The organism is Bradyrhizobium sp. AUGA SZCCT0160, from assembly GCF_018130105.1.
Lineage (GTDB): Bacteria > Pseudomonadota > Alphaproteobacteria > Rhizobiales > Xanthobacteraceae > Bradyrhizobium.
Map to the genome: position 1 here is coordinate 83,598 of NZ_JAFCMD010000026.1, position 12,300 is coordinate 95,897.

Sequence of the window (12,300 nt, forward strand, 5' to 3'; positions counted from 1 at the left end):
CACTCTCTTGGAATCCTGGCGGGCGACGTTACCCATTAACACGCTCGACCCGTGCGACGACGGCCTTGGCGCGCAACTGGGCGATAATAGCGCTGAGATGCTTCAGGTCATAGACCTCGAGATCGATGGTCAGCTCGGTGAAATCGGGGGAGCGGCGCGACATGCTGATATTGTCGATATTGCCATCATGCTCGGCGATCACGGTGGCGACCTGGGCAAGGCTGCCGGGCTCGTTGACGTTGTGCACGAGAATCCGCGCCGGAAAACGTTGCGGCATCGTCTCGTCGACGTCCCAGCGCACGTCGAGCCAGCGCTCCGGCTCTTCCTCGAAATCCTTCAGCGCCGGCGACTGGATCGGATAGATCGTGATCCCCTCACCCGGTGAAACGATGCCGACAATGCGGTCGCCCGGCACCGCGCCGCCGTTCGGGGCGAACTTGACCGGCAGGTCGGAATTGAGGCCGCGCACCGGGATCACGGATGCGCTGCGCGCCGGATGTGGCGGCGATTTCAGCTTCAGCTTGTCCGCGAGGCTTCGCTTGGCCCCGTAGCGCACCATCCGCTCTTCCTTGTAGTCCGGATACATCGCCCGCGCGACGTCGGACGCCTTCAGTTCGCCGCGCCCGACGGAGGCCATCACGTCTTCGATCGAGGCGCGCGCCAGCCGGGGCAGCGCGCCCTTCAGCTTGTCATCGGCGTATTCGATCTTGGCGCGGGCAAACAGGCGGTCGACGATACGGCGGCCAAGTCCGGCATATTGATCGCGCACGGCGGTCCGGGTGGCGCGGCGGATCGCCGCCCGCGCCTTGCCGGTGACCGCAAGCGACTCCCAGGCCGATGGCGGCGCCGCCTGTGCCTTCGAGGTCAACACCTCGACCTCGTCGCCGTTCTGCAATTCCGACGACAACGGCGCGAATTTGCCGTTGATCTTGCAGCCGACCGCGCTGTTGCCGACGTCGGTATGCACGGCATAGGCGAAGTCGATCACGTTGGCCTGGCGCGGCAGCGCGATCAGCTTGCCCTTCGGGGTGAAACAGAACACCTGGTCGTGGAACAGTTCGAGCTTGGTGTGTTCCAGGAACTCTTCGGGATTGGCGCTTTCGGACAGAATGCCGACGGTGTGGCGTAACCAGGCAAAGGCGTTGGACTCGTGCTTGAGCCGCTCGGTCGGCGAGCCCTCCCCCTCCTTGTAGAACGCATGCGCCGCGATGCCGAATTCGGCGATCTGGTTCATCTCCTCGGTGCGGATCTGCAGTTCGACGCGCTGCTGGCCGGGACCGATCACGGTGGTGTGGAGCGAACGATAGTCGTTCTGCTTCGGCGTCGAGATGTAGTCCTTGAAGCGGCCCGGCACCACCGGCCAGGTGGTATGGACGACGCCGAGCGCGCGATAGCAGGATTCGACGTCGGCCATCACGACGCGGAAACCGTAGATGTCGGACAATTGTTCGAAGCCGACGGACTTGCGCTCCATCTTGGTCCAGATCGAAAACGGCTGCTTGCGGCGGCCATAGACCCGCGCGGTGATTCCGTTCTTCTGCAAATTCTTCGACAGCTGGCTTTCGATTTCGCCGATCAGATTGCGGTTACGCTCGGCCAGTGCGTCGAGCCGCTGCATCACCACAGCATAGGCTTCGGGATCGAGCGTGTGGAACGACAGGTCCTCGAGCTCTTCGCGCATCTCCTGCATGCCCATGCGGCCGGCGAGCGGCGCATAGATGTCGAGCGTCTCCTCGGCGATCCTGCGGCGCGAGGCGTGCGGCACGAATTCCAGGGTCCGCATGTTGTGCAGGCGGTCGGCGAGCTTGATCAGCAGCACGCGGACGTCGTCGGCGATCGCCAGCAGCAGCTTGCGCAGGTTCTCGGCCTGCTTGGCCTCGCGCGAAACCAGCTCCAGCCGCTTCAGTTTGGTGAGGCCCTCCACCAGGGCGCCGATCTCGTGGCCGAACACGTTGTCGATCTCGGCGCGCGTCGCCTCGGTGTCCTCGATGGTGTCGTGCAGCAGCGCCGCGACGATGGTGGCATCATCGAGCTTGAGGCCGGTGAGGATCGCCGCGACCTCGAGCGGATGCGAGAAATAAGGATCGCCCGATGCGCGGGTCTGGGTGCCGTGCGCCTTCATGGCGTAGACATAGGCGCGATTGAGCAGGTCTTCGTCGGTGTCCGGATTGTACGAGCGGACGCGCTCGACCAGATCGTATTGCCGCATCATGCGCGAGCGGGGGGATTTGGGCCGCTCCACCGCGGGCAAGGCCGGCGCCACCGCGACCGAATCGGTCGCAGCCTGCATTTGCCGGGATATGCGGCGCCAGAACGCCATCGAATCACTGCCTCATCCGCGCGCCGAGCTCGGCCCGCTGCAAGAATGCCTCAAGAACACTAATGCGATTTCGAGCGAAGCTGCACCCCGTTGGGGGTCCGCAAGCGATCAATTTCGCATGGCTTGGAACGATTGTGATGCCGAACCCGGGTCAAGCTGCGGCCAACCCGGTTCAGGCGATCTCGCACCCATCCGCCAAGCACGCATCGTACCTGAAAAAATGTCAACAAAAGCAAAGGCCCGGACAAATGTCCGGGCCTCTGTCAGATCAGGGTGTTCGGGACGTCCCGTTGCCGGGTCTATTCGTCCTCTTCGGGCTGCTCTTCCGGCGGCGCCAGGCCCTCAAGGCCCTTCAGGAGCTCTTCCTCGGTCATGCGCTCGACCGCGACCTCGGTGTCGTCGGCATCGACGCTGGCGCCGGCCGAGCCGATCAAGGGCACGGTATCGGGCTCAGGCTCATCGACTTCGACGAATTTCTGCAGGGAATGAACCAGTTCCTCGCGCAGGTCTTCCGGGGAGATCGAGGAGTCGGCGATTTCCCGCAGCGAAACGACCGGATTCTTGTCGTTGTCGCGGTCAACTGTGAGTTGTGATCCGGACGAGATCATACGGGCGCGATGTGCTGCCAGCAGGACCAGGTCGAACCGGTTGTCGACCTTATCAATGCAATCTTCCACGGTGACGCGCGCCATAGACTGTCGCTCCGTTAAATGGGGCCCAATATGTCGGTTATAGGGGCTAGTTATAGGGGCGGATGGCGTTTCGCAAGACTAAATTTGTGATTTGCCTTCTTAATGGGCTCTGGTAACCCAATTCCCGGGGCCAGAAGGCCGGAGCGTCCGAAGACGGCGGGACACCGTTCGGGACAAGTATTCTCTCCTTACAACGTCAAAAGACTAGGTATTTCGCCCTCGCCTCACCATAATTGCAGTGGTGATTGTCGTGGGGAAAGATTCACCGAACTTTAGACAGCTGACCTGGAAAGTGCGCGCGGTCGATTCCCGCTGCGCTAAAAACGTTAACAACAACGCGAGAACCCTTTGATGTCACCCGCTTCCAACAAGATCGCGCTCTTCATCGATGGCGCCAATCTCTATGCAACCGCAAAGACACTCGGCTTCGACATCGACTACAAGCGCCTTCTCAAGGAATTCCAGAGTCGCGGTACGCTGTTGCGAGCGTTCTACTACACGGCGATTATCGAGGATCAGGAATATTCATCGATCCGTCCTTTGATCGACTGGCTCGACTATAACGGCTACACTGTCGTCACCAAGGCGACCAAGGAATTCATAGACGCCAGCGGCCGCCGCAAGGTGAAGGGCAATATGGACATCGAGCTCGCGGTCGATGCCATGGAGCTCGCCGAGCACGTCGATCAGATTGTGCTGTTCTCGGGCGATGGCGATTTTCGCTCCCTGGTTGAAGCGGTGCAGCGGCGCGGCGTTCGCGTCACGGTGGTGTCGACGATTTCGAGCCAGCCGCCGATGATCGCCGACGAGTTGCGCCGCCAGGCCGACGTCTTCACCGATCTGGTCGAGCTGCAATCGAAGCTCGGCCGCGATCCCTCCGAGCGCCCCGCTCCGCGCGAGCCGCGTCATCACGCTCCGCAATTCCTGCAGCGCGCGACCACCATGGCGCCGCGGGCCGGCGACGACGATTTCGAAGATTGAGAATAGTCCGCTGCACTGCTAGAGCCCGGTTCTGGAATCAGAACCGGGCTTTTGTTTTTGTCGCGACGTCCTGACGCGAACCGGTGCCCACATTGAAAACGCCATGGTCATGAATGGCTAGCGCCGCCGCCTTTTCCGCTATTGGACCGGACCGCAACTGCCCGCTTTGCCCGCGTCTCGCCGAGTTTCGTGACCAGGCTCGTGCCCGTGAGCCGGGCTGGCACAATGCGCCGGTGGATTCGTTCGGCGATCCAAGAGCCCGGTTGCTGATCGTAGGCCTCGCCCCGGGCATGCAGGGCGCCAATCGCACCGGACGCCCCTTCACCGGCGACTACGCGGGCGACCTGCTCTATGCCACCTTGCTGGAATATGGCTTTGCCAAAGGCAGTTACCAGGCGCGACCCGACGACGGATTGCGGCTGGTCGACTGCATGATCAGCAACGCGGTGCGCTGCGTGCCGCCGCAGAACAAGCCGCTGCCGGTCGAGATCAACACCTGCCGGCAATTCCTGATCACGACCATCGCCGGCATGCCCAGACTTCGCGCGATCGTGGCGCTCGGCAGGATCGCCCATGAATCGACGCTGAAAGCGCTTGGCCTGCGCAGCGCCGCGGCGTCGTTTGCGCACGGCGCCGTGCATAGTGCCGGCCCGATCAAGCTTTACGACAGCTATCACTGCTCCCGCTACAATACCAATACGCGGGTGCTGACGCCGGAAATGTTTCGCAATGTGTTTGCGAAAGTGCGCGCTGATCTGGATAAGAGCTAGACCCGGTTTTCCTTCAGCCACGCCAGCACGTCGCCGGCGTTCCGGTCCGGCGGAAACACCGGATAGAACACGTGGCTGATGCGCCCGCCATCGATGATCAGCGCCAGCCGCTTGATCAGCGTCAGCCCCGCCACCTCCATGGTCGGCAATTCGAGGGCGCGGGTCAGCGCCAGCTTCTCATCCGACAGCACCGGGAACGGCAAATGCAGCCGCGACGCCATTTCGGTCTGGTAGATGTTGCTTTGCGTCGACAGGCCGAAGACGTGCCTGGCGCCGGCGGCCTTCAGATCGGCGAACAGATCGCGGAACGAGCAGGTCTGCGGCGTGCAGCCGCGCGCCCCGGGGATCATGTCCCAATCGTCGACCAGGCTGATCTTGCCGGGCTCGCCAGTGCGGGGATAGGCGAATACGACGACCCGGCCCGGCAGCACCGACAGCGTGACCGAATTGTCGTCGGTCGCCATCAGGCTGATCGGCGGGATCGCCAAGCCGACAAGGTGGGCGGCTGCGCCATCGTCCGACGGCGCCGGGATCTTGCTCCAGTCGACTTCGAGCAGATTTTTTTGATTCATTGAATGCTCGCTCCCTCAAGGTGGCGAGTAGCGAATGGCGAATACCGAATAGAAGGGATAGCTGCCGAATTTACCATTCGCCATTCCCTGTTCGCCATTCGCCCCCTACCCCCGCGCGCGCAGCAGGCGGCCCTTCTCCCGGCCCCAGTCGCGTTTCTTCTCGCTCTCGCGCTTGTCGTGCAGCTTCTTGCCCTTGGCCACCGCCAGCAGCAGCTTGGCGCGGCCGCGCTCGTTGAAATAAAGTTTTAGCGGAATCAGCGTCATGCCGTCGCGATCGACCGCGCCCATCAGCTTGTTGATTTGTTTGCGGTGCAGCAGCAGTTTACGCGGCCGCTTGGGCTCGTGGTTGAAGCGGTTGGCCTGCAGATATTCGGGGATGTTGGCGTTGATCAGCCAGATCTCGCCGTCCTTGGTGTCCGCATAGGACTCCGCAATGGTGGTCTTGCCGTTGCGAATTGATTTCACCTCGGTGCCGGTCAGCGCGATGCCGGTCTCGATGGTGTCCTCGATCGCATAGTTGAACCGGGCCTTGCGGTTCTCGGCGACGACCTTGATCGGGCGCTCGTTCTTCTCGGCCACGTTAGCTCTTCTTGAGGAGATCGCGGATCTCGGTCAGCAGCTCTTCCTGGCGCGTCGGCTTCGGCAGCGCCGCGGGCGCCGCCTCGTCCTTGCGCTTCAGGGTGTTCATGGCGCGAATGACCATGAACAGCACGAACGCGATGATGATGAAATTCAGCGTCAGCGTCATGAAGCTGCCCCAGGCCAGCACGGCGCCCTGCTTCTTGGCATCGGCCAGATTGGTCGCCGTCACCGCCTTCGACAGTCCGGTGAAGTAATTGGAGAAGTCGAGACCGCCGGTGATCGCACCGATGACCGGCATGATGATGTCGCCGACCAGCGAGGTCACGATGGCGCCGAAGGCCGCACCGATGATGACGCCGACCGCGAGGTCGACGACATTGCCCTTCATCGCAAATTCGCGGAATTCCTTCAGCATAGTCGGTTTCCTTCGTGCATCGGGCGAAGTGAGAGGCCAGCCTCAGTTGATCAGGCCGGCATGGACCATGGCGTCGCGGATCACCTTGCCGGTTGCCGGCGTCACATTCATCAGCGGCAGACGCACTTCTTCTTCCAGCCGTCCCAATAGCTTGAGGCCATGCTTGGCTCCCGCGAGACCCGGCTCCTTGAAGACCGCATCATGCAGCGGCACCAACCGGTCCTGAAGCTTCAGTCCGGTGGCGTAGTCGCCCTTCAGGACGGCCGTCATCAGCTCGGCGCACAGTTTCGGCGCCACGTTGGCGACCACCGAAATGCAACCATGTCCGCCCGCCGCCATGTAGGCCAGCGCCGTCATGTCCTCACCGGACAGCTGGATAAAATCCGGTCCCATCGCATGGCGCTGTTGCGATACCCGGGCGAGATTGGCGGTGGCGTCCTTGACGCCGGCGATGTTCTTCAACTCGAACAGCCGGGTCATGGTCTCGACCGACATATCGACGACGGAGCGCGGCGGGATGTTGTAGATGATGATCGGGATGCCGATCGCGTCATTCACCGCCTTGAAGTGCTGATACATGCCTTCCTGGGTCGGCTTGTTGTAATACGGCGTGACCACCAGCACGGCATCGGCGCCGGCCTTCTCGGCGTGGACAGCCAGATCGACGGCCTCGCGCGTGGAGTTCGAGCCCGCGCCGGCGATGACGGGCACGCGCCCCTTTGCCTCCTCGATACAGATCTCGACCACGCGGTGATGCTCGGCATGGCTCAGCGTCGGGCTTTCGCCTGTCGTGCCGACGGGAACGAGACCGTGCGAACCCTGCTCGATTTGCCAGCTGACGAGACCGCGGAAAGCCGCCTCGTCGAGCGAACCGTTCTTGAAGGGCGTGACCAAGGCGGTGAAGGATCCCTGGAATTTTGTCTTGGCTGCCATGGATTTCCTCCCAACGCGCGCGTGACGGCACCGCTAAAAATGACCAGCCAATTCATATCGGGTCTGGCGATCTGGCGAAAGGGCCGAAGGATATGACCACAGGCCTTTGTTTTTGACGCATTTTCCGGCCGCGAGGCCTCGAGTGTTCCCGGATCGAATCCGACGGCTCGAAAATGCCGTAGCCGCGATTTTGCCGTGGTGTTGGCGCAAACACCCCCGGCCGCGACGTTTTTAGCATTTTGTACGCATATTCAATCAAATAGACCTAAGGCTTGAGCGATTGAGTGATTCGCCGCCGCAGAGGAAATTCGTGACCCGATCCGCCCGCGCAGCCGCATTGCGATCGACCGCACTGGCGACAGGTCTGGCGCTGTCGGTTGGGCTTTCCGCAGTTTCTGTGGAGGCCTGGGCCAAGCCGAAAGTTCCGTTGCCGAAGCCGCGGCCGATCGCCCGCAACGTCGTTCCGAAAACCACACCTGCAAGCCCGACAACGGCAAACCCGACGTCTGCGATCCCGACGCAACATTCAGCAGCGCAAACGACGGCTCCCGCTTCGCCAGGTCCAGCACCGATCCTCGCGCCTGCGACGCGCCAGCACGCCGCTCTGCCCGCGGCGCGCAAACACGTGACCCCTGCGGCGGTCGCCGCGACGTCGTCGACCTCGCAGTCCGACAAGGACGCGCTGGAGAATGTCATCGAGCTGGTTCGCAAGCGCAAGCCCGGCGATGCGACGCAGGCACAGGCTGCCATATCAGATCCGGTCGCCCGCAAGCTTGCGGAATGGCTGATCCTGCGCAGCGACGACAATGGCGCTTCCGTCGAGCGCTACCGCGCTTTCATTTCAGCCAATCCGAGCTGGCCCTCGCAGACCTTCCTGCGCCGACGCATCGAGGCCGCGCTGTGGGACGACCGCCGCGACGACGCCACGGTCTGGTCGTGGTTCGAAAACGAATCGCCGATCTCGGCCAAGGGCAAGTTCGCGCTGGCGCGGGTGATGATAGGGCGCGGCGATCGCGCCAATGCCGAACGTCTGGTGCGCGATGCCTGGCGGCACGACGGCATGACGGAGGACACCGAAAACACCGCGCTCGATCTGTTCGGCGCCCTGCTGACGGCCGGCGATCACAAGGCACGGATGGATTTTCTGCTCTATGGCACCGAGCAGGAAGCCGGCGGCCTGCGCGCCGCGAAACGGCTGGGTGCGGGCCACATGGCCTTGGCCAAGGCGCGCATCGCCGCCACCAGGAAGGGCTCGAACCTCCGGGCCTTGCTGGACGCGGTGCCGCGCGAACTGCACGGCGATCCCGGCTACACCTTTGCCAGGATCCAGCTGCTGCGTCGCGAGGAGAAATTTGCCGAGGCAGCCCAGTTGATGATGGGCGCGCCGAAGGATCCGGGCCGCTTGCACAATCTCAACGAATGGTGGGTCGAGCGGCGGCTGCTGGCGCGCAAGATGATGGACGTCGGCGAGCATCGCAACGCCTATCTGATCGCGCGGGATGCCGCCCTGCCCTCGCGCGACATCTACAAGACCGAGCAGGAATTCACCGCCGGCTGGATTGCGCTGCGCTTCCTGAAGGACCCTGCGGTGGCCGCCCAGCATTTCGCGCGGATCGGCGTCGGCAGCATGAACCCGACCGCGCTGGCCCGCGCCGGCTATTGGCAAGGCCGCGCGGCGGAAGCCGCCGGCCGCGCCCAGGAGGCCCGCGCCGCCTACACAAGGGCCGCCGAACAATCGACCAGCTATTATGGCCAGCTGGCGCGCGCCAAACTTGGATTGCCGCAGATCGACCTGAACGGCGTTCCCCGCGGGCGCGGCGCCGAGCGGCTCGAGATCGTGCGCGCGGTGCAATTGCTCTATGAACTCCAGGAGCGCGAGCTCGCCATCCCGATTTTCGGCGACATGGGCGAGAATGGCGATCCCGACGCGCTGGCCGGGCTTGGCGAGCTGACCGCGCGCTACACCGACGCCCGCGGCATGCTGCTGCTCGGCAAGGCCGCCCTCAATCGCGGCCTGCCGTTCGACCACTACGCCTATCCGGTCAACGGCATCCCGCCGTTCAAGTCGATCGGGCCCGAGGTCGAGCAGAGCATCGTCTACGCCATCTGCCGGCAGGAAAGCGCCTTCAATCAGGCCGTGGTCTCCCCGGCGCAGGCCTACGGACTGATGCAGGTGACCCCGGATGCCGGGCGCTATGTCGCCAAACGGGCCGGCGTCAGCTTCGACCTCAACCGGATGAAGACCGATCCGGTCTATAACGCCGCGATGGGCGCCGCCGAACTCGGCGGCTTGCTCGAGGACTATCGCGGCTCGTACATCCTGACCTTCGCGGCCTACAATGCCGGCCGCGGCAGCGTCAAAAAATGGATCGAGCGCTATGGCGATCCGCGCGACCCCAAGGTCGACGCGGTCGACTGGGTTGAGCAGATCCCGTTCTCCGAAACGCGAAACTACGTGCAGCGGATCATGGAGAACCTCCAAGTCTACCGCGCGCGGTTCGGCGGCGGGACCAGGCTTCAGATTGAAGCCGATTTGCGGCGCGGCTCCAGCGTCGAGTAGCGCCGTCGCACGGGTTTTGTGGGCCAGGATTCCCGGACGGTTGGATCGAGGTGCCGTAGAAAACCAGCACCTTGGAGATCCCGGCTAGACGTTGTTGGACGCCCGGGGGAAGTGGTTTAGAATCGACGTCGTGAGTAACAGGCAGAACAATTCCCGCGATCAGACGCTGCAGCAGGCCTCACAAGCGCTGCAGATGCAGCAGTTCGATCGAGCCCAGCAGCTGGTCTCCGGCATACTGAAATCGAACCGCACCGACAGGAGCGCGGTCCTCGTTCTGGCTCATGCCCTGATCGGTCAAAATCGTCACGTTGAGGCGATCATGCCGCTCGAAAGGATGATGCGCCGTAACAGCGACGGAGAGATCGAAACCTTGCTTGGTGCCGTGTTGTGCGGTGCACGCCGATCGTCGGACGGTATCGATCAATTGCGGCGCACCGCGGCGCGGCGTCCGCCATACTTGCCTGCGTTTCAGGAACTGGCAGGCCAGCTCTCCAAAGCCGGACAACTCAACGAAGCGATCAGGACCATCGAGGATGCCCTCGCATTGGCTCCTGCAAACATCGATTTGAAACTCGACCTGGGGCGCCTGCTGCTTGAGGACAATGATCGCGCAAGGGCTCGCGAAATTCTGATGGTCGCTCGCGATGCAGCGCCGGGGCGCCCGGACATCCTGACAGAGCTCGGGCGGGCATTGCTCCTTGACGGCGAATACGCGGCGGCGGCCAATGCCTTCCGCCACGCGCTCGGCCTGCGCCCTCAGGATGCGTTGGCGCGCGCCAACCTTGCCGCATGCCTGCTGGAGATGGGAGAGCGCGATGGTGGCGAGGCTGCCTTGCGTTCCGTCATGCGCGGACGCCCTCAGATGCTCGGCCGCGCCACCTACGCCCTTTCCGCTTCCTCACATGGGCGCTTTTTTTTCCGGCGGAGTGCGGTGGTGCAATTCCTCGGCGAGAAGCGCCCGGAGTAGCTACGTCCTGAAATTCCGTCTGTACAATCCGGGCTCGCGTCTGATCTGGTGCTGCAAAGCGCTAACCCGCCGCGCTTCTTCTTCCGTGAAGCAAGAAATTTGCGCGCTCCAGTTTTCTCGCTTGACGGGAATGCATTGCGCGATGGGCGTGCCTTTCGGAATAACACCCTCGAAGTCCCTGTCATGCCAATGCGCCGGGAAGTGCACCCAAGTGTCCTTGTAGCGGTCGCAATCGACCAGTCCGCTCAGCGTGGTAAAAGGCAGATCGAAGCGATTGACGGGATGCGTGAAGAATACGCAGTAGCCTTCCGGGGCTTCGATGGTCCACAAATTGTGGAACTTGACCACGAAGTGGTCGGTTGCACAAACACGCAGACGCGATCAGACTTTCTTGGTAACCAATTGTTTCAAATAGATATTTTTCAAAGTTCCATTAGACCCCGAATTGTTGCTGGCCGGCCGGCGGGCGGTTTTCCCTCTTCCCGCACGTGGGCGACGTCGAATCGAGCGTCCAAAATCACCGAATCCCCGTCAGGCCGTCACACTCGTGAAATGAGGATCAGCGAAAGGACCGCCGTAATGCCCGTTCGCCGCCATATATCTATCGCAGCCATATAAAGGCTCATGGGGCCGCGGTGTTGTTTTACCGGAACGGTTGCGGCCACAAACGGCTCTGCGAAACGCCCCCCAGGATTGCAAATGTCCCTGTTACCGGCGGCCCAAGGCCTTCAAGGCCAGCTTTATTGTATGGACGCCGCCTGGCCGGCTCGGGGCCCGGAAGGCCGCACGGAAGCTCTCAAACCGGCGCCGCCAGATGCGAATTGGCGTACGCGCGCGCCAGTAGGCGGCAGCGTCCATAAATGGCCCCGGCGTAACCTGAATCTGCCGCTTGCGGCCCGCCCCCGCGTCGGGCATATCCGCCCTTACGGAGCTGTGGCCGAGTGGCTGAAGGCGGCGGTTTGCTAAACCGTTATAGGGTTGTAAAGCCCTATCGAGGGTTCGAATCCCTCCGGCTCCGCCACCCTTCGCCCTGACGGGCTTCCGGTGGCAGGCCACCCGGAGACCGTCGGGGCGAAGGGTGTTGCCACATGTGGAACGTCTATTTTCCTTGAACGCAGCAACGGCGATATCTGCGTCGGCTCGACGGATGATCTCCGACGTCATTTGCGTCTCATCAACAAGGGCGCGTCGTTTCGACGAGCGCCGAGCCCGATCATAAAGGACTGGTCGCACCAGCGCCCTGTTGAATGCGTCGGGCAGCAAAGCCTATCCGCCCCACGAACTGCGGCTGGTCGCAGATTTCTTCTTCTTCGCCTTTGCCTGCTTCTTTGCCGAGAATTCGTCGATCGTGCTCTTCCCACTCAGGTCCGCAACTTGCGGTCCGGCCTGCCCTGCGAGCAGCCTCTCGGTGGCCACCGCGGGCGCCGCAAGGCCTACACAGGCGGTGGCCGCAAGGATCAATGTCAGCTTTCTCATCTGCTTCTCCATTCGAAGCCGATAAATGCCCA

At 62.7% G+C, this 12,300-nt stretch carries 11 protein-coding genes, 1 tRNA gene and 1 pseudogene; 5 read left to right on the plus strand and 8 right to left on the minus strand.

What is annotated here, in order from left to right; genetic code table 11:
• Nucleotides 1-28: 28 nt before the first annotated feature.
• Both JQ558_RS31640 and rpoZ read right to left on the minus strand, forming a co-directional pair.
• On the minus strand, nt 29-2,320 hold the full coding sequence (locus JQ558_RS31640; protein WP_212208217.1) for a bifunctional (p)ppGpp synthetase/guanosine-3',5'-bis(diphosphate) 3'-pyrophosphohydrolase: 2,292 nt from the start codon (nt 2,318-2,320) through the stop codon (nt 29-31).
• Nucleotides 2,321-2,619: 299 nt separating this feature from the next.
• Entirely contained in the window at nt 2,620-3,012 is a 393-nt protein-coding gene (rpoZ, locus tag JQ558_RS31645) for a DNA-directed RNA polymerase subunit omega (RefSeq protein WP_074276225.1), read from the minus strand.
• 351 nt (nt 3,013-3,363) lie between these two features.
• On the opposite strand from rpoZ, the gene JQ558_RS31650 reads away from it, so the two are divergent.
• Both JQ558_RS31650 and JQ558_RS31655 read left to right on the plus strand, forming a co-directional pair.
• Nucleotides 3,364-3,993: an NYN domain-containing protein gene (locus tag JQ558_RS31650; protein WP_212208218.1), complete on the plus strand. Its 630-nt coding sequence runs from the start codon at nt 3,364-3,366 to the stop codon at nt 3,991-3,993.
• Between the two features lie 113 nt (nt 3,994-4,106).
• Entirely contained in the window at nt 4,107-4,763 is a 657-nt protein-coding gene (locus tag JQ558_RS31655; RefSeq protein ID WP_212208219.1) for a uracil-DNA glycosylase, read from the plus strand.
• Here the strand turns inward: JQ558_RS31655 and JQ558_RS31660 are convergent.
• From JQ558_RS31660 to dapA, 4 genes are all read right to left on the minus strand, one after another.
• On the minus strand, nt 4,760-5,335 hold the full coding sequence (locus JQ558_RS31660; RefSeq protein ID WP_212208220.1) for a peroxiredoxin: 576 nt from the start codon (nt 5,333-5,335) through the stop codon (nt 4,760-4,762). The two genes, JQ558_RS31655 and JQ558_RS31660, sit on opposite strands and share 4 nt — an antisense overlap.
• Nucleotides 5,336-5,440: 105 nt before the next feature.
• On the minus strand, nt 5,441-5,914 hold the full coding sequence (smpB, locus tag JQ558_RS31665; protein WP_027537130.1) for an SsrA-binding protein SmpB: 474 nt from the start codon (nt 5,912-5,914) through the stop codon (nt 5,441-5,443).
• 1 nt (nt 5,915) lies between these two features.
• Nucleotides 5,916-6,332: a large conductance mechanosensitive channel protein MscL gene (gene mscL, locus JQ558_RS31670; RefSeq protein ID WP_212208221.1), complete on the minus strand. Its 417-nt coding sequence runs from the start codon at nt 6,330-6,332 to the stop codon at nt 5,916-5,918.
• A 42-nt stretch (nt 6,333-6,374) separates the two neighbouring features.
• A complete protein-coding gene (gene dapA / locus JQ558_RS31675) occupies nt 6,375-7,265 on the minus strand; it encodes a 4-hydroxy-tetrahydrodipicolinate synthase (RefSeq protein ID WP_212208222.1) in 891 nt (296 codons plus the stop codon).
• A 310-nt stretch (nt 7,266-7,575) separates the two neighbouring features.
• On the opposite strand from dapA, the gene JQ558_RS31680 reads away from it, so the two are divergent.
• Nucleotides 7,576-9,825 carry a lytic transglycosylase domain-containing protein gene (locus JQ558_RS31680; protein ID WP_212296248.1) on the plus strand — a complete coding sequence of 750 codons (2,250 nt, stop codon included), beginning with the start codon at nt 7,576-7,578 and terminating at the stop codon, nt 9,823-9,825.
• A gap of 130 nt (nt 9,826-9,955) precedes the next feature.
• On the plus strand, nt 9,956-10,792 hold the full coding sequence (locus JQ558_RS31685; RefSeq protein ID WP_212296249.1) for a tetratricopeptide repeat protein: 837 nt from the start codon (nt 9,956-9,958) through the stop codon (nt 10,790-10,792).
• On the opposite strand, the pseudogene JQ558_RS31690 reads toward JQ558_RS31685, so the two are convergent.
• Nucleotides 10,793-11,149 (minus strand): annotated as a pseudogene (locus JQ558_RS31690) (hypothetical protein); the annotation flags it as partial.
• A gap of 570 nt (nt 11,150-11,719) precedes the next feature.
• Here JQ558_RS31690 and JQ558_RS31695 point away from each other — a divergent pair.
• Nucleotides 11,720-11,813, plus strand: a tRNA-Ser gene (locus tag JQ558_RS31695).
• Nucleotides 11,814-12,058: 245 nt separating this feature from the next.
• On the opposite strand, the gene JQ558_RS31700 is transcribed toward JQ558_RS31695, so the two are convergent.
• Complete coding sequence (locus JQ558_RS31700; protein ID WP_212296250.1) at nt 12,059-12,268, minus strand: hypothetical protein; 210 nt, start codon at nt 12,266-12,268, stop codon at nt 12,059-12,061.
• Between the last annotated feature and the right edge of the window lie 32 nt (nt 12,269-12,300).

What these genes read in the sequence shown, in the direction of transcription:
- JQ558_RS31660 (WP_212208220.1), bottom strand. Translation starts at nt 5,335, where the DNA reads ATGAATCAAAAAAATCTGCTCGAAGTCGACTGGAGCAAGATCCCGGCG.
- JQ558_RS31700 (WP_212296250.1), bottom strand. Translation starts at nt 12,268, where the DNA reads ATGAGAAAGCTGACATTGATCCTTGCGGCCACCGCCTGTGTAGGCCTT.
- dapA (WP_212208222.1), bottom strand. Translation starts at nt 7,265, where the DNA reads ATGGCAGCCAAGACAAAATTCCAGGGATCCTTCACCGCCTTGGTCACG.
- mscL (WP_212208221.1), bottom strand. Translation starts at nt 6,332, where the DNA reads ATGCTGAAGGAATTCCGCGAATTTGCGATGAAGGGCAATGTCGTCGAC.
- JQ558_RS31655 (WP_212208219.1), top strand. Translation starts at nt 4,107, where the DNA reads ATGGCTAGCGCCGCCGCCTTTTCCGCTATTGGACCGGACCGCAACTGC.
- rpoZ (WP_074276225.1), bottom strand. Translation starts at nt 3,012, where the DNA reads ATGGCGCGCGTCACCGTGGAAGATTGCATTGATAAGGTCGACAACCGG.
- JQ558_RS31640 (WP_212208217.1), bottom strand. Translation starts at nt 2,320, where the DNA reads ATGGCGTTCTGGCGCCGCATATCCCGGCAAATGCAGGCTGCGACCGAT.
- JQ558_RS31650 (WP_212208218.1), top strand. Translation starts at nt 3,364, where the DNA reads ATGTCACCCGCTTCCAACAAGATCGCGCTCTTCATCGATGGCGCCAAT.